General features: G+C 38.4%; 16 protein-coding genes. 1 reads left to right on the forward strand and 15 read right to left on the reverse strand.

Going from position 1 to position 18081, the window contains the following annotated elements; translation table 11 throughout:
* The first annotated feature begins 50 nt into the window (after positions 1-50).
* Positions 51-488, forward strand: coding sequence for a cytochrome b562 (locus tag PVK63_RS09945; RefSeq protein ID WP_130060000.1), 438 nt, complete (start codon positions 51-53; stop codon positions 486-488).
* 77 nt (positions 489-565) lie between these two features.
* Here PVK63_RS09945 and PVK63_RS09950 read toward each other — a convergent pair whose 3' ends face one another.
* The 15 genes from PVK63_RS09950 to PVK63_RS10020 all read right to left on the reverse strand — a co-directional run bounded on the left by PVK63_RS09950 (position 566) and on the right by PVK63_RS10020 (position 18074).
* The gene (locus PVK63_RS09950) at positions 566-793 is read right to left on the reverse strand and encodes a glutaredoxin family protein (RefSeq protein ID WP_012551652.1); all 228 of its coding nucleotides are present in this window, start codon (positions 791-793) and stop codon (positions 566-568) included.
* 41 nt (positions 794-834) lie between these two features.
* Positions 835-1383, reverse strand: a complete 549-nt coding sequence (locus PVK63_RS09955; protein WP_130047015.1) for a DUF1415 domain-containing protein — start codon at positions 1381-1383, stop codon at positions 835-837.
* Between the two features lie 86 nt (positions 1384-1469).
* Positions 1470-3362, reverse strand: a complete 1893-nt coding sequence (locus PVK63_RS09960) for a sensor domain-containing phosphodiesterase (protein ID WP_274440369.1) — start codon at positions 3360-3362, stop codon at positions 1470-1472.
* Between the two features lie 144 nt (positions 3363-3506).
* Positions 3507-4151, reverse strand: coding sequence for a sugar transferase (locus PVK63_RS09965; protein ID WP_274417630.1), 645 nt, complete (start codon positions 4149-4151; stop codon positions 3507-3509).
* A gap of 15 nt (positions 4152-4166) precedes the next feature.
* Positions 4167-5351, reverse strand: coding sequence for a glycosyltransferase family 2 protein (locus PVK63_RS09970; protein WP_274440370.1), 1185 nt, complete (start codon positions 5349-5351; stop codon positions 4167-4169).
* Positions 5348-6436 carry a glycosyltransferase gene (locus PVK63_RS09975; RefSeq protein ID WP_274440371.1) on the reverse strand — a complete coding sequence of 363 codons (1089 nt, stop codon included), beginning with the start codon at positions 6434-6436 and terminating at the stop codon, positions 5348-5350. Before PVK63_RS09975 ends, PVK63_RS09970 begins: the two co-directional genes overlap by 4 nt.
* A 146-nt stretch (positions 6437-6582) precedes the next feature.
* On the reverse strand, positions 6583-8082 hold the full coding sequence (locus PVK63_RS09980) for a GumC family protein (protein ID WP_274440372.1): 1500 nt from the start codon (positions 8080-8082) through the stop codon (positions 6583-6585).
* Positions 8079-9224 carry a glycosyltransferase gene (locus PVK63_RS09985; RefSeq protein ID WP_274440373.1) on the reverse strand — a complete coding sequence of 382 codons (1146 nt, stop codon included), beginning with the start codon at positions 9222-9224 and terminating at the stop codon, positions 8079-8081. The genes PVK63_RS09980 and PVK63_RS09985 overlap by 4 nt, the downstream gene beginning before the upstream one ends.
* Positions 9214-9981, reverse strand: coding sequence for an acyltransferase (locus tag PVK63_RS09990; RefSeq protein WP_274440374.1), 768 nt, complete (start codon positions 9979-9981; stop codon positions 9214-9216). Before PVK63_RS09990 ends, PVK63_RS09985 begins: the two co-directional genes overlap by 11 nt.
* A 102-nt stretch (positions 9982-10083) precedes the next feature.
* Positions 10084-11520, reverse strand: a complete 1437-nt coding sequence (locus tag PVK63_RS09995) for an O-antigen ligase family protein (RefSeq protein WP_274440375.1) — start codon at positions 11518-11520, stop codon at positions 10084-10086.
* Entirely contained in the window at positions 11517-12959 is a 1443-nt protein-coding gene (locus PVK63_RS10000; RefSeq protein WP_274440376.1) for a lipopolysaccharide biosynthesis protein, read from the reverse strand. The genes PVK63_RS09995 and PVK63_RS10000 overlap by 4 nt, the downstream gene beginning before the upstream one ends.
* Entirely contained in the window at positions 12956-14119 is a 1164-nt protein-coding gene (locus PVK63_RS10005) for a glycosyltransferase family 4 protein (protein ID WP_274440377.1), read from the reverse strand. The genes PVK63_RS10000 and PVK63_RS10005 overlap by 4 nt, the downstream gene beginning before the upstream one ends.
* Complete coding sequence (locus tag PVK63_RS10010) at positions 14116-15408, reverse strand: glycosyltransferase family 4 protein (protein ID WP_274440378.1); 1293 nt, start codon at positions 15406-15408, stop codon at positions 14116-14118. Before PVK63_RS10010 ends, PVK63_RS10005 begins: the two co-directional genes overlap by 4 nt.
* Positions 15409-15583: 175 nt before the next feature.
* Positions 15584-16612: a glycosyltransferase family 4 protein gene (locus PVK63_RS10015; protein ID WP_274440379.1), complete on the reverse strand. Its 1029-nt coding sequence runs from the start codon at positions 16610-16612 to the stop codon at positions 15584-15586.
* The gene (locus PVK63_RS10020) at positions 16593-18074 is read right to left on the reverse strand and encodes a sigma-54-dependent transcriptional regulator (protein ID WP_274440381.1); all 1482 of its coding nucleotides are present in this window, start codon (positions 18072-18074) and stop codon (positions 16593-16595) included. The genes PVK63_RS10015 and PVK63_RS10020 overlap by 20 nt, the downstream gene beginning before the upstream one ends.
* Between the last annotated feature and the right edge of the window lie 7 nt (positions 18075-18081).

Genomic DNA, 18081 nt, shown 5'->3' on the forward strand with positions numbered 1-18081 from the left:
ATGAGAGGCAATACATTACACTGCCTCTCTTGCTTATTTAAAGGATTATTATGAAAACTTTATTTTTAACACTAGCCCTGACTTTTTCTGCGGGCGTTGCTGCCAATACAACGACTGAACCAACGAATATGATTGATGACCAATCAACGGTTGTAAGCACACCTGTAGATATGAAAGCCGTCATGAAAGAGATGAGATTAGAGTATAAGTTAGGTGAGCGAGCGACCTCTATTGAGGAGATGGCTAAAGCCGTTTCTAAATTAGAAGCGTTGATCAAACAGTTAAAGCAAGGCGAATATACCCCAGAAAAACAAGCGATGTACCAAGAAGGGTTTAATAAGTTATCGGCTTCTGTTGCGTTAGTTAAAACAGAGTTAGATGCGGGTGATTTAGAGAAAGCACAAGCGGCACTTGAGCAAGTTGATGAGCTGCGAGTTGAGTATCACAAAAAGCGTAACCCAAGTATTTGGAGTAAGATATTTGGGTAGAAAAGCACTCTTGTGAGTAAAAAAATGGAGCTAATCAGCTCCATTTTTGTTATTTACTATTCTGCGAGATAGAGCGACTAACTATTATACATCTTATCGAAATTCTTCTGATTCCAACCAACCATCACTTGATCACCAATCTTAAGAACAGGGATAGAACGAGCACCCATAGCTTGTAATTCCTTGCGTCCTCGTTGCATTTTTGCATTGGTCAATCTATATGCAATTTTTTTAGAATCAAGGTAACGCTGCGCATCTTTGCAATGCGGGCATTTGTCAGCGACATATAAAACAATGCGTTTCATTATAATCTCTCAGTTAAATCTAGTGATATAAATAGCGTAGCTTACACAAATAGGTATGGGAAGAGTTTACGTCGCTCTTCTGCTGTTAACGCTTCTACTCGTGCAATGTTTGTATCTGGAATAGCTTCAGGGTTAGGGTAGTGTTTTAATACCTTTTCCATGCTCTCTTCACGAATAAGGTGAAGAACTGGATATGGAGAGCGATTTGTTAAATTCTCATCATCTTCAGGTTCAGCACCGCCAAAGCAGTAATCAGGGTGGAAAGTGGCGATTTGGTAAATACCTTCCCATTCTTGTTGTTTGATAAGCGCATCAACCCAATCTAAGAAGAAGTTATAATCCATAAAATCTTGCAGCATATTAGGGATAGCAACTAGGGTTGTTTCTAATTCTTCAGCAGTTTTAGAATCTAAGTTCATCAGTTCTTGTAGAATATCTTCAAGCAAGACCTCTTCTGTTGTGGCCTCAGATACAAAAATTTTGATTTGTTTATTACGGTTTGGTTTTGCGGCAAAAGGACAAAGGTTAAGGCCGATAACCACATCTTCCAACCATTGTTGAACGTCTTGCTCGATTTTTTGAATACTCATATCTGACTTATTACTACTCTTGTTATTTTCAGCAAGAATAACAGATTATTCATTTATTTTCTGTAATTAGAAAGACTAAAATTTATCTACATAAATCGAAAATAAGGAGTTCCAATTGAGGTTTGATTGAATAAACCTTCCTCAAATTTATCTGCAGTGATTGGTTTTGAATATAGGTAACCTTGAATTGAGTCGACACCTTCAAGCGTCACAAATCGTTCTTGATTATGATTTTCAATACCTTCAACAACCACTTTTAGCTTCAGTTTTTTAGCAATATTAATCATCGCACACACAATATTTTGATCGTTAGGGCAATACTCAACATTTTCAATAAAACTCTTGTCAATCTTGAGTGTATCAAAAGGGTATTTTTTAAGGTATTGAAATGAGGCATAACCTGTCCCAAAATCATCAAGTGCGATAGATACACCCATATTATGAAGTTGAGTTAATGTCTCAATAGCCAAAGCTTCGTCGGCAATTAATCCGCTTTCCGTGACTTCTAATTCAAGATTTTTAGGTGGTAATTTATAAAGGTTTAATAATTGTTTAACGTGCTGTACAAAATGGGGATCTTTTAGTTGAACGGCAGAAATGTTCACTGCGGTTACTAAATTTGGAGAATGCAAAACCCATTCTGAAGTTTGTTGAATCGCGTTTCTTAATGCAAAGTTACCGAGCTCATAAATAAGGCCATTTCGTTCAGCAAGTTGAATTAATACTTCATTAGAAATGGCCCCTAATTGAGGATGATTCCAACGTAATAAGGCCTCACTACCTACCCAACGTTTTGTATAGGGACACACTTTTGGCTGGTAGCTTAAAAAGAGATCATTATTACGTACTGCTTCTAGCAGATAGGTTTCAATTTTATGCTCAGATAAACTTGATTTAATAGGCAAAGAACGGTCTGAAATAGTAAATGTTTTACCTAAACTTTGGCATTCAATAACCGTATTGTAGGCACATTTAAGCAAGTCGTTTCTAGACGCATTCTCTTTAGAGTGAACCGCACCGATATAGCTTTGTAAATGTATTTTAGCTTCATTATTTGAAAAGCAAGCTTTACCAATTTCGGACAGATGTTGACAAAGTTTCGGTAACTTTTTTTTATCTGCATGGATAATTAACAGAATGTCTGAAGAGTCCAAACGGCCAGTGACTGAGGTGTCTGTTATCTTGGTTAATTTAGAACGATATTCTGTCAATAAGTGATCAAATGTAGAGTGCCCATGCTCTTGTTGTATCGTTCTGCTGTTAGCAAAGTGGATATGTAATAAAACAAATTTTTGATTACTGTTAATGAGTTTATCTATATGGCGGTATAAAGCGAAAGCATTAAGAAAGCCAGTCCCAACATCATGATTTTTATGGTATTTAACTTTTTGCTCAGCCGCTCGTCGGCAATCAATTTCATTCGCAAGTTGGCTATTTATTTCATTGATGCGTTTATTGTTCTCTGTAATTTCTAGTTGCAGTTTCTTATGGTTATGCAGAAGCTCAGTATGTTGGAATAAAATATTGAGCTGAGCTTCAATGGATTTTTGATAGGTTTCTAATAAATGTTGATGCGTAGGTGCAAATGTATTTTCTTTGCTATCAAGGATGCAGATGGTGCCAAAAGGGGTATTGTCAGGCCAAAAAAGCGGCAAACCGCAATACGCAATCATATTTAATGCTAAATCAGGGTTATTATCCCAATTAGGGTCGTTAAGTGCATTAGGAACGATCAGTTTTTGTCTGTGTTCCAAAACATGTTTGCAGTATAAGTTTTGATGTAATGCTTCTTTATCACCGACTGAATATGGGTTCTCTAACGACGCATTGGCTGCGAATACTTCAATTTCCTGTTCATGAATACGCATAACAAGAGCAACAGGTACCTGAGCAAGTTCAGCAAGAACATTTAGCATGGTTTGCCAATCTTGCTGAATTTTTTCAGGAATAATAATCGAAGACGTTAAAGGCTTCTGCATTGTCTAAGGTACCTAGCAACCAGTAAATAATATAGTGTTCATATTATCAGCTAACGATAGGCTCTGTAGGTCTCATTTTTAATACTGTGATCTCTTACATTTATTGTCATTCTTAATTGATGTGATTATTCAGCCAACTTAACATCATTGACCACGAGCAAAAAACATCACTTTTACAGTCATTAGTAGGATATACATGTCTGATTTTATCCAACTGGAAATTGAGCTAAGAGAAAGTGCATAGCTATGATCAAATCCCACTTTAGATCGTACATCTTCTATGCATGTATCATAACCCTGGTTTACTTGGGCAAGCCCTGTAATTCCAGGTAAAACGCCATAGGTACGTTCACTAAAATAAGGGATTTCTTGCTCAAGTTTATTATAAAATGTCGGTCTTTCTGGCCTTGGCCCAACAAGAGACATATCACCATTTAATACATTAAAAAACTGTGGTAATTCATCTAACCGTGTTTTTCTTAAAAATTTACCAACGAGAGTTACTCTTGCGTCCCCTTTAGTTGCTAATGTTGCTCCTGTTACTACTTCGGCATCCTGGATCATGCTTCTGAATTTAATCATTTCAAACACATCCACTTGGTCTGGCATTGCTTTGCCAACTCGTAATTGGCGGTAAAATACGGGGCCTTTTGAATTTAGTTTGATAGCCAAGGCAATAAAAGGAAATAAAGGAAGAGTAAGTAATAATCCAATCAGCGATAAACTCACATCAAAAATGCGTTTAGCGCGAATAATCGGTTGGTTAACTGTGTAATAAGAATCCATCATGATCAGCTCCTTTTATTATTTGCGTACACGAGTCCAAGAAGATTTTGGTTTATTGAACAGATAGTTAAGACCGCCAAGCAAATTAGCAGTATGGCCAATGACAAAATAAGTTAAGGTTTGGCAATATTTATTGGAGAAAATACGAGGGAATATAAAGCCCATAAGAGCGATACCATACCCAAGAGTTTGCCCAATAAATGCGATAAAAAATAGTGGATTAGATAATAGCAAGACTGAACCAATATAGGCTGATGCCATAAAGTAGGGCATGGTAAATCGAAGCCCTTTGCCTGAGAAAAAGGTAAAGGCAGTTCCCTTATATTTTGGGCTAAGTAAAGGAAATAAACGCAATAGTTGTTGAAAATTGCCTGCTGATATTCTTAGTCGTCGCGCAAAGTCTTCTTCTTGCATTACATGTTCAAGCTCTAATGCTCGAATACTCGGTTCGTAAATCGCACGGTAACCTTGTTCTACGATTTTCATTGGTAAAATAAAGTCATCATTAATCGTATCGTCATCTAAAGTGACAAATAATTCAGATCTAAAGAGATAAAATGCGCCGTGTGATCCTAGACTTGAGCCTAGTGTCGCCTCTTGTTGTTTAATTCTGGTTTGGTATTCCCAATAATTCTTTTCGCCTTCAGAACTTGGAACCAGTAAATGATAGGTTGGGTTAACCACACCAACGTTTGGGTTTTCAAAGTGTGTTGCTGCAATTAATAGTGCGTCGTAAGAGAGCAGTGCAGAAACATCACTGAGCGCAATAATATCGCTACTGTATTGAGGAATTAATTGGTTAAGTAATGCCACTTTTCCTTGGTTATTTTCAAATGATAATATTTCGATATGCACATCCGAACAAATAGCCTCCTGTATCGTATTTTGAGCAATGGATACCGTATTATCTGTACAGCCATCACAAGCAATAATAATGGTGAGTTTGCTAGATGGGTAATCAATACATGCGACATTTCTAATTTTATTAGCTATCCATTCTTGTTCATTATAAGCAGGAATAATCATCGTCATTGTTGGCAATATGCGATCTTTATTCGATTGATGAAACCCTCTTGGTGTTATTTTTACACCGTCCTGTGGGTGCTTTTTTGAAAACCAATATAAGAATACTGGATACAAAGCATGATGATATATAACAGCAATAATACTGATAGAGGTTACGATGATAAGAAAGTTATTCATATAGTCGCTCCTGGAAAGTAAAGGGCTTCATACGCACTTGCCATAGATTTTGCATTGTTATGTTTGAGAATAAATTCTCGTGGGCTGCCCTGGAAAGCTCTTTTGGTTATATCATTGATAGCGCAAGTTAAAGTTATAGGTAAATTACTGTTTACTAATTGGCTGTGTTGGGGGCATAGAGTTTCAGATACTCCACCGACATTATTGGCCACACAAGGAATGCCACAGGATTGCGCTTCTAAGGTTGACAGTGGAAAGCCTTCGTTATTTGAAGGTAGGCAAAATAGGTCTAATGCTTGATAGAAGGTTGGCATATGGTCTATATGACCAAGAAAATGAACCCTGTCTTTTAGTTTGTACTGTATGACTAAATTGTGTAAATATTCTTTTTCCCCTCCTGAGCCAGCAAGAAGTAAATGATATTTTTTATCAAGAAAAGCCATAGCCTCTATGAGGTTTGATTGCCCTTTAATTAATTCTAGGCGAGCAGCATTACCCACAACAATAGCGTTACTTGGTAGGTATACACCTAGTGCTTTCCGTGCCTCTATTTTATTTCCAATATTGAATTTATAAGGGTCAATTCCGTTTTTTATTGTATAAATAGGATAGCTTTGGAAGACAGTGTTTAAGGTTTTTTTTACAAAATCAGCATCAGCGACCAATGTCGGTTTCGACAAAAAGAGAATTAGCTTTTGTATGTAACGATCTTTTTTTTCATTTAAATGCCAAGCATCATGTTCTGTATGAATATGTTGAACTTTAGTACTTAGTTTCGCTGCCAAGCCAGAATATAGCATAGGGCCAATATGGTGAGAATGGACTACATCGACATTATATCGAGTAAAAATACGGACGAGTTGTTTTATTACTTTTACTGATATACCAGGAGCTTTATCTAAACAGATTATCTGCTCTTGATATTGAACCAATCTTGGCCAGCGTTTAATTGTGCTAAGGAGTTCACCTTCTAAACTCACTACCATAATGCGGTAATTTGGATTAGTAAATGCCAACATATCTAACACCATAGTTTCTAGCCCTCCAGGGGAAAGATGCTGAACAACATGAATAATTGTTTTCATAGTAAGCTCCTTATTCTTATTTGTTTTAATAGAATTGCAGAGTTTGTGCCATAAGTTTTAGTGTTAATTTTCAATCTGTTATGTGTTTATTTTTATTGATTTGCAAATTGAGAATGAATATAGAAATCGTTTTGATGAAATTACAATTAATTTGAAAATGGACGTGACGTATAGTTGCTATTGAGTGTCGGCTGTTTATCTTTGAATAGGTGAAAGCATTTAACGGGTTGAGGTGGAATACGACTTAAGACAGGCGCATCACTTAACTTCTGTATTTCATCTCTTCTTCGTATTGTGGTATCACATAGTTCAGCAATAACGGCCATTCCTATGCCAAGGCCAATTCCTCCAATTAACCCAGCAATAGCAAAGAGAATATTGGGTAAATTTGACGGGCTATTTGGTGTGTAGGGCCTATCTATTATTTTTACTCGTTTTTCTTGCTCAAAGACACCAAGAGAGTGAGTTAATTTCGCCATTTCAAATCGCTCTACTAAGTCATTGTATAGCTCTCGCTTTAAGACTAAGTCTCGTTGCAGTTGGTATAACTCTTTTTCATTCTCACCAAATTGCGATGCTTGTGCTTCCATATCCTTGATCATGCTTTCAAGAATTCGCGTTTCTTCGCTTAAGGCGTCGACTTTACTAGTAGCCTTTTGTAGTTCCTCAAGTTGAGAGAGCAAAATAGGTGGCGCTTTGGCAAGAGCTTCAACACTATTGCTGCTGGCAATATCCCACAGTTGCTCACTACTTAATCCTGGTTGAGTTTGAGAGAGCAGACGAGTTCGTTCTTCTTCTAGTCGATTCAGGTTTCTTAATTTGCCCTGAACTTTGCTGTGCTGAGGGGTGTATTTGGCTTGAAGTAGGGTTAACTCTCCACGAATTCGAATGATTTGTTCTTCTATTTTACCTATAACAGGATTAGTTTTTGATAATTGTAAGTCAATAGACCCTAAGCGTTTTTCAGCACCAGCAAGCTCTGCCTGACGCTCATATAAACGCTGTTTGAGTTTGGTTAAGCGATCTAAACTGGTGATTTGCATTTCAGGAAGAATCGTATTTTCACGGCTTTTAAATTCCGCTAGTCTTCCTTCTGCAAGGTCCAATTCTGCACGGCGTTGATCTATATTGTCTGATAGGAATTGACTTGAATCTGTCATAGATGATCGCTCTGGCGCCAATAATTGTTCAGTAAAATGACGGCTTACGGCTTCTAAGGTCTCTTTCATACCTTCAGGTTGGTTAGATTGGTAATCAATACGAATTAAATCTTTCCCCGCCATATTGACAGATAAACTATCAGATAAGCGAGCAATCGCATTATCAATAGCTTGGGGTGACATTGATTCATGCACATAACCTCTTTCTTTAGCGACGAGTCCTAAAATATGCCGACTGTGCAATAAGGTTTGTAGTGAGCTTAAACGTTCTTTTAACATGGTTGATACCGCTAAATCCTCAAGAAAAGGGTTCATTTTTGCAGTTTCTTGAATAAGCATACTGGTATGAGAGTCGTAATATTTTGGTGCCAATTTACCAATCACTAATCCGATAAGTGGCATCAATAAAATAGGAATAGCGATCAGATAGCGACGACGCCATGCAGATTCAAACATAATAAGAAAACGTTGGCTTAATGTGATCATAATGCCTCCAACCAAGCCTCAAGTTGCTTAGCTTTTGCTTGCCATGTATGTGACTTGATGAGTTTAGTTTGTTGCTGCGTTCGTTTATGAAGTGCTTCTTTATTCTGTTTTAGCCATTCTTGCTGGATAGAGTTTAAGCTTGAGTTGAATTCGGCGACTGAATTTACAGTGTGAATCGCTGATTTATAAGGACGTAACGCCGGAAAATCAGTGCTGATAATGGGGGTTCCTGTTGCTAGATATTCCAAAAGTTTAAGTGGATTACAGGCCCTTATTTGTTCGTTATCAATAAATGGCAATAGACTTACTTGCCAATGCTGACTATAACGTGGCAATTGGCTATGAGGTTTTGGTCCCATAAGATGTACATTTTCACGCGGTGTTATTGGGTTATAAGCTAATTCATTTTGTCCAATAAAAACAAAGTGCCAATCTGGATTGATTTCAGTGATTTGATTAATTAGCGCATAGTCGATCCATTTGGATAAACTGCCATAAAATCCCGCAATGGGTCTGCTATCTTTAGGTAAATCTTTTGCTCTAAAAACGGGTTGGTTAAATAGAGTAAAATCGACACCATGAGGTAAGAATTGTACTTTTTCTTCAGGAAATTTATGGCATAGCGTTGGGCTCGCCGCGAGAATTAGGTCTGATTTTTGTATGAGTTTTTGTTCATGTTGAAGAACAATGTCATGATCAACACCAGCCAATGCACCAAAATCATCTCCGCAGTAATACACAATGCCTGACTCTCCTAAACTGCCACAAACATCCGCAACAGTAGGAAGAGAGGTCCATAAGATTGGACGGTGAAGCTGGGCTTTTTTTATGATTGGTTTTAATTGTTTAACGATTAATTTTTTGGCTACCCAACGCGTAAACCTTCCCTTTGGTGCTGGAATGGTTTTTAAATTCACGGTTTGAAAAGGGGCTGATTGATTTTCTTCTTCAGTATGTGTGCTCGCTTGTGTCAGTTTAGTCCAGACACGTTTAATATCATGCAAAGACCAATTAGGTTGGCGTAATCCAATCGAGTTTACCCAAATCACTTTACGAGTCAGTGACAGCTGTTTAATTAAATGTTGAGTACTTGAGGGTAAACCACCCCAATCTTCGCCAAAAACGATAAGATCACGCTTCATAATCAACTTCCTCTTTGTTAGTACTTGAGGTTGTTATTGAGGAGCTTATATCTAGAGGTTTAATGACTTTTGCAGGGTTTCCTCCAGCTAATACAAAGGGGGGCAGACTTTTGGTTACCACGCTGCCAGAGGCAACAATGGTGCCTTCACCCACCGTCACATTACCAATGATGCTAACTCGAGAACCAAGCCAGACGTCCTTTTCTAAAATAATGTCCCCGACTTGGCTGTCTAAATCGGCTTTACCACGTGCTCGTTCTGTAGGATCAATTGGGTGTCCTGGGTAGCCACAGAGGAAGCCTTGCCCTGCAATACGCACGTTATCGCCAATAACCACTTTATTGCCAACCGCAATGGTGGTTTGCCAGCAAATATCGACATTATCGCCTACGGTGAGAGTGGGGTTAGCAGAGTTTGTGCGACCGCTAAAGGTAGTTTGCCCAGAGATGCGACAATCATTACCTATGGTCATAGTCAGTGGACCGCTAAAAAAGGGTAAGCCGCCGTATAGCAGTGTGCGTTTACCATAGCTATTTAATCGCCCTTTAAATGCAGGAACATAAAATACAAGATGGGTAAAAGCTTGCCATTGAGTAATGATGGTTTTATGTAGCCCATAAAAGAGCTTATTAAGTATTTGAGGCGTTGGTAGCTCAAAGTGACGAATGGCTTTAGCAATGTGAAATAGCGTTGTTGCTAATGGGCTCTCACCATTTTTTAGCCATTGCTTCAGGCGATAGACAGATAATGTACTCATAATGGCATTCCTTTTTTGATAACTCTTATAAAGAGTACTTCATGGATTGTGCCAATTATTTTCTGATTGTTTTTCAGTGTGTTATAGGTTTGTATTTTTAATTTACTGGTTTTTCTCATTTTGAGAATCGTTTTGAATTTCGCTTTCTCTCGTTTCTATCTCTATTTTATTGAGCGCAATCTCACTGCCTTTAGTCACTGCAACCACTAAGGCGGCTAAAATATAAATCGGCCAATTAAAACCTTGGGTTAAAAAAGTGCCTGATACAATAGTTCCAATTAAGCCGGCAAAAACGGCTTGAGCGCTCGTATAAATGGCAGGATTGATTTTATCTTGTACTGCTTTTACTGATTGTAATGTTCGATTGGCACTTTTGATTAGAACGATGATTAAAGCAATAAAAACGCTGAGCCCAAGGAAACCTGTTTCAGCAAGTACGCCGAACCAAGTACTATGAACCGCATGATTTAACCCATCCCAATGAGGGCTGTAATAAAAGTAATTGGAATAGAAATTATCTAAACCTACGCCAGTTATAGGGTTGCTCACCGCCATTTTAAAAGCGGCTTCCCATGCGTATAAACGGCCCATTGCAGATGCATCTACCCCAGCTTCTGCTGCGCCTCCAGATGCTCTATCTGAGATCCCAGCAACCACAAATAAAATCCCACCAGCAATTACAGCTATCGTTATTAATAGCACTTTTGATTTGATTCTTTGTAATCCATAGATCCCAAAGACAGCGATCATGCCTAGTAATCCACCTCGACTTTGCGTTGCGATAACGGCCCAAAATAGAATGGGTATAGCGACAAAACCAATCATACGTTGATGCCAAGGTAGTTGATGAGTCACCAATAAACCAACGGCAAATGAGGTAGGAAACATCAGCACAAGAGCAAGATCATTAGGATCGCCTAACATCGAGCCCAGTTCTCGACCTATGGTAACTCGGGTTTCTTCGACTAACCCAATACCTCCTAATTTGTTTTGAATGGCGACAATACCAACTAATACACCTGCAATGGTGATGGCTTTGAGAGTAAAGGCAAGCTGCTGAGGGCTACGCACTAATACAGCGATAGCGAATGTCATTAAAATGATTTTCCAGTAAATGTTTTTGAAATACTCAATGGCAAGAGGGCGGTTACTAGAAAATATGACACCAACAATTACTATTAATAGAAAAAAAGCAAGAAAAGTGAACTCTTTACACCAAAATAGCTTAATTTGACGAGTGATCCCTACTTGCCAGATAAGAGCTGTGAGTGATCCGAGTGAGAGGAATAATGGAATTTTTAAAGAATAAAGCTGTGGAAAAACTTCATGTATGCGGAAAAAAGAAAAAATCACAAAAAATAGCACAATAATAAATGGACGATTAAGGGTATAAAGTGCAGCAAGTGCAAGGACACTTAAACTTATAATCCAAGAAGGATGAGGATAAAAGTGCCATATCCCCCCTATAAATAGTGAGCAGACAATCGCTGCAAACCATTGCAGAGGTTTTGATTGAAGTGGTGCGTCATTTATATTCATAAGTATTTTTCGCTTTCTTCACATTCAGCCAGTGTTATTAACTTCAATTGAGAAGCAAAAATGACAATAGATGCTGTGCATAAGACAGCCATCATTAACTGAATACCAATGGAAAACGAAGAGAGGCTAAGTGCAATGGACACGCTGGTAATCAGTAATAACGCGCTTAATTTTCCCATCGAGTAAGGTAATGGATGAGCGCTCTGAGAGAGTAGAAAGGTGAGTACTACTCGTATCGTTTGAGCTAAGATTAGGGAGGTAATGACACCATTTACACCATAAATAGGCGTTAATAATAGAATAGCAATCATACCAAGCCCTGTGGCAGAACAGTTAATCCATAATAATTTTTTAGTCTGTTTCTCTGCTAATGCACCAAGGTTGATTAGTTCGTTTAATTCCTTAATTGCTGAAACGATGATCAAGGCAACGGCGATAGTTTTGGCTTGTTGATAGCTTGCTGGCATTAACCACTCAATTAATACTGGAGCCAAGTAGCAAACTAAAACGGTTAACCCGCACAGTAAAACAAGGCTGCTTTGGGTCATTTTAGCGGTAATTGCTTTTCCGCGTGATTGCAAATAGTCAAAACGTTTAGGCATCCACCACATACAAAAGGGCTGCATTAATAAGGTTAATGCTAAGGCAAATTTTAGGGCAACAGCATACAGAGCAAGCTCAGAAAGGCTTGTGTTCTCAGCTAACACCCATCGTTCAAATCCATTTAATCCAAAAGCGACTAAGCCACTGGCCATCAGAGGTAAGCAGTAAGGAATACAAAGAGTCATCATTTCTTTGTTAAATAGATAACTAGTGCCATGTACTTTTTTGTTTTGTTTGGTTTGTAGATAGACAAGTACAACGACTTGCAGAGCAGCACTGATAAAACCAGCGAATAGAATAGCAGTAACGCCATAACCCTGATAAAGCACAATTACGGTTAATGCAGCTTGAAGCAAAGCTCGGCCAGTGGTTAAGTAAAAGAACAGTTTGGCTTTTTCTCGCATTCTAAATGAAGCAAGTACAACGGCAACCATGCCTTCAAAAGCCAATGGCATTAATAACAACTCTAACTCAATGGTATCGGCGTATTCTGGTTTCCATTCACTGATAAAGGGGCTAAATAACCAAATGATAGGTAAAGCAATTGCACCGACAATCATAGTAAGGGTAAATATTTCACCTGTGATCCGTCGTTTTTGATGTGGATCTTGCTCTGCACCAGCAAAGCGATACAGTGCTTCATGTAGTGATAATCCTAAAATTACGCTTAATATCATTGCAAAGGTTGATAATAACTCTAAGCGTCCTAGCTCATGTTGAGATATGTGATTAGCAATATAAGGCAGCATAAAAAGAGATACCCCTTTCATTAATACAATGCTGCTGCCATAAAGTGCCATGTTCTTTAATGCGGGTGATAAAGAAAGTAATTTCATTGTTTCACCTCATTTAAAGCCAGTGAGGTAATCGAGCGTTTTTCCATGGCTAATTTAATTGGTAAATAGCACTTTTCCGCTTGATAGCCTTGAGATAGATGTGCACCAGATTGACCTAATTGTGTAATGAGATGTAGATTACCATTTGCTATTGATAGCTGATGCTGTAAAGAGCTCATGTCATTAGGTTTGTATTTAAGGCAATTTTTATTGTGAGTTAATATTAGATCCCAAAACGCACCATCAGAAGGAATTACCACACACATCCCAGCCATAAGCGCCTCTAAAATTGAAAGTCCAAAAGGTTCTTGATGACTGGTAGAGACAAATATATTGGCCTCAGAGCGTAAGGTGTCTAAGTTTTCTGGTTGGTGATGCCAAGTTATTCCTTCTATGTGTCTTGGTGCTTGAGTTGTCGGTAGTGCGTTGTTTTCAGGAATTAAATAACAAATAGTGGTTGGAGCGCGCTGTTCAGCCTTTGTGGCTTCTATCGTGTCTAATAGCAAATCTAACCCTTTCCATTTTAAAAGGGATGCGGCCCAAAATAGCTGTGGTGATTGATACTGGCATGGTGTAGGACGGTTTTTCTCACTTATCCCATTCACAAAGGGCTCAAAGTGATGGGTCGCCAGTAATTGTTTTTGTTTTTCTATTTGGATTGCTGTGCTCTCTTTACGCCATACTTGTTTAAGTGCAGCAAGCAAAGAAGGGTAAGCACTTTGGAGATAAAAAACGTGTTCAGCATGACAAAGGCATAACCCAATGGAGCGGGATAAGCCAACAGGACCGTGAATAAGTTGCGTAATTTGATAGCCAAAAAACCACTTCATCATATAAATAGGCATATCAATACCAGGGCCAGAAGCACCAACAGCAACATCAATTTTTCCATAAAATAACCGGATGTAGAGTAACCACAAACAGAAATACAACTGTCGGAACCAGTAGCTTTTTCCATATTCAGAAATCGGTAACCAGTTAGGGTGAGACATCTTAATGATGTTTACGCTTCTTAATAACCAAGAGCTTGGATTTGCTGTTAGTACCGTGATCTTATTATTTTTACGATCAAGTAAATCTAGCATCTCACGGGTGGCGATTTTTGAACCACCGGTATAAGTAATTGGGTCAAGGACTAAAATATGATTCGATGTATTCATGATTTATCTCCTTGTTTAGGAAGAACTTTAGGACTTGAATTTGAATGAAAAACCTTATTAAACAGTACCTTATTAATTAACAGGTTAGAGATGTAAGCTAGATTTGAGAATACAGGGTGAAGCGCTTGTGTTAATGGGCGTGCATAGGGGGTAGTTGCTGTTGCGCTTAGTTGTTCTTCATACACAGCTTCAAATTGTTTGGTGTATTGTGAGAGAGAAAAATAGCGGTAAACGGTTTCTTTTCCTTTTCTGCCCATTTGTTCAGCAAGGTGAGGGTTATGAATAAACACCATAATCGCTTTAGCAAAAGAATCACTGTCTTCTGGTTGGGTTAGTAATCCTGTTTCATAGTGGCTGATTACCTCTGGAATTCCACCAACCATAGGTGCAATAACGGGTAATTGAGCTAATGAGGCCTCCACTAACGCTAAGCCAAAAGCTTCATCTCGTGCGCCACTTATGTAGGCGTTAATGTTGCTTTTTAATAGGCCGACTACATTGCATTGTTCCCCTAAGAAATGCACATTGTTGTTTAAATTCAGTTGTTTTACTTGATCTTCAAGTTGGGTTCTTTCTTCCCCTTCGCCAATAATAACGAGATGGATGTTAAGCATAACAGCATCAATTTTATTTAGGCTTTCAATAATTAAATCAACGCCTTTTCTATGAATTAGTGACCCTGAAGTTGCAAGCACAAAGGCACTCTTATCAATATTTAATTGGTCACGTAATAATGTGGGTTGTTGAGTATTTAGCTTGTTGGTATTTATGCCATTTGGGATTGTTGTTATTCCGTTTTTATCATAACCATCTTGTAATAAACTCTGACCAATCGCATCGCTGACGGTTACCAATTTTGGGCTAAGATGAATGCCTAAACTTAGACGGTCACGCAATGGATATTGAGTATGAAGGTGGGTAACTAATGGTGTTTTAGTATGACGAGCGACCATATTCATCCACTGACATGGAGCTGCGCTATTACAGTGAATTAAGTCGACCTGATGGTGCTTAATTATCTTTTTTCCTTGTTGGTAGAAATCGTGCCAATTTAAGAAAGAGAAACGAGGGGCCTGCCATCCAAGTAATAAAGTAAAGGGAGTTACATAACTCGCACTTAATTGCTTTTTAACCTGATCAACAAGGCGCTGTTGGTTGCACCATAAAATGCAGTTATATTTTTGGTGATTAATGCTTTTAATTAGATTGATTAAGCAGACTTCAGAACCACGGATCCAATCATCACCATAATGAACAAACAGTAAGGTTGTTTTTGTTGTATTTTCCATAGCACACCTTCCTCGCATTCTCTCTGATATAAGAGATAGAGCAAGGGCAGTGCCAGATTGTAATTGTTTTTATTTTATTGATTTTTAAAGGGAATTATTATGTGTATAGATCAGTTTTCTCAAATTGAGAATCTATTTATCAATTTGAGAAAGAGCTAGGAAAGGCGTTTGATAGCTATACCTCATATATTTTTAATATTTGCGGTATTACTGTGTTGCTAGAAAATCGATCTTGAATGGTTCTTTGGGCTGCGTGTTGAATTTCAACTTTATTAATCGGTGATAACTCAAGCCAGTGAGAGAGCGTTTTAGATAAGTCTTCTGGCTCGACGATCCATCCATTCATTTCTGGCTGTATGAGTTTACTGATATTACCCACAGGGGTTGATATTACTGGTATTCCTCTTCCCATCGCTTCTAATGCCGTCATGGGGAGCCCTTCGTAGCGAGAGCAGATAATCAGTAAGCCAATATCATTCCAAATGGTGTCCATTGAATCTTGATGTCCATGAAAAATTACGTTGTTTGGAAGGTGTTTAATCAGCTCTTGCTCCATCGGGCCTGAACCATAAATATGAAAAGAGTGATTAGGGTGTTTCTTTGCTAATTCGATGAATCTATCAGGGGCTTTTTCATGGCTTAAACGACCTACAAAAGCGATTAGCTCTCCAGTAGAAGGATTTAAATTTATGGTATCAATGAAGTTGTTTAATACGGTGGTTTGACTAGGTACTCGTTGGCTAATCAGCTCACTGACGGTAAAATTATGATGACTAAATCGGGCACTCCACCTATCAATGATGTCATACAAAGCCAGTTTTCCTTTGCCAACTTCACCAGCATGAAAGGTATTAATAAATCGTATTTTTTGATGAGATGTCAGTAAGGATAAGCGCAGTAATCGAGAATATATTGCGGCCTTGTAACCATGAGAATGAATAACACTAGGACAATGATGTCGAGTGTAATCTAATAGTTCACGTAAGGTACCATCTAAAAAACGATACGAAATATTCGCATTATTTAATGCTATGGTGAGTGGGTGAGTTTGTTCATATTTACAAAGAAAGATAACCCGTACAGATCGTTGAAATTGCTTTAATCCTTGTACAAGTTGCAAGATGTGGGTTTCAATCCCACCCACATCTCGGCTATCTAGAAGTAACCAGATTTCATCTTTTTGATTATGAGTCTGACTCTTCATAAGCTTCCCACGCTTGTTTTTTTCTATACAAAGTGGATGGACTTAGTTCAAGTAATACCGCCGCATTAAGGACGTTACCATCACAGTGATCAATGGCATTTTGTATGACTTCTCTTTCTATATCAGCCATTGGACGAATTGAATTGGTATTTGCTGTGCTATAAGCGTTTGGGCTAGTTGCTGCTGTCACCTGAGAATTATTTTCTTTTTCAACAGTCGATTGAGGTTGTTGCTCTACAGGCTGTTGAATAGGTGTCGATGTTAGCTGGGGTTTAATCACTGGTATTGTCTGTGATTGATTCAGTGGTGGTGGCAGATGCTCAACCGTTACGTGAGTTTCATTATGAAGCACCACGACATTACGGATAATATTTTGTAATTGGCGGACGTTTCCTGGCCATGAATAATTACAAAGAATTAATTCGACGTCTCGCTTTAATGCGGTGAATTTTTTCTTATCTTCTTTGGCGTATTTTTTTAAGAAGAAAACAGCAATGTCGATGATGTCTGTTCCGCGCTCACGCAGTGGTGGCATTTGAATAGGAACAACATGAACACGATAATAGAGATCTTCTCTAAATCGCCCTTCGTTAACCTCTGTTAATGGGTCACGGTTGGTTGCACAGATAATACGTAAATTGGTACTGAGTTCTTTGCTTCCGCCTAATGGGGTGAATCGACCTGTTTGTAAAAAACGCAGTAATTTTTTCTGCATTTCTAATTCCATTTCACAGAGCTCATCTAAAAAGAGTGTCCCTCCATTAGCAAGCATGGCAGCACCTTTTCGATCTGTGGTTGCGCCAGTGAATGCCCCTTTAACATGACCGAAGATTTCACTTTCCATCAGATCACGAGGAATGGCGCCACAGTTAATGGCCACAAAAGGCTTATCATGACGTTGGCTTTGATAATGAATTGCCTCAGCACACACTTCTTTACCTGTGCCACTTTCACCATAAATAAAAACGCTGGCAGTGGTTGGGGCTACGGCATCAATGATTTTATAGACGGCTTGCATTGGAAGACTTGAGCCAATAAACCCTTGGTATTTTTTACGATTAAAGGTGTTTTGTAAATCCTCCACCAAACCTTCTAATTTAGCGCGTTTAAGATGGTTTCTAATGGAGGTTTTTAGTCGGTCGGCTTGAATCGGTTTTTCAATAAAATCATCGGCGCCACTTTGTAATAAATTCACGGCAATATTAATGGTACCGTGAGCCGTTGCGACGATAACAGCGGTAGGTAATTGGTTTTCTTTTATCCATGCAAGTACATCTTGCCCTGACATATCAGGCAATTTTAGATCAAGAATCACCAGCTGCGGTGGATTCTTTTTCATAAATTCAATGGCTTCTCCGCCTGTAGTTACGTGAAAGAATTCATAAGGTTCATCTTTCACATATTGTTTATAGAGGATAGCCAGAGAAGTGGAGTCTTCGACTAATAATACTTTCTGTAGCATAAGTAAC

The organism is Aliivibrio sp. S2TY2 (assembly GCF_028765525.1).
GTDB lineage: Bacteria > Pseudomonadota > Gammaproteobacteria > Enterobacterales > Vibrionaceae > Aliivibrio > Aliivibrio finisterrensis_A.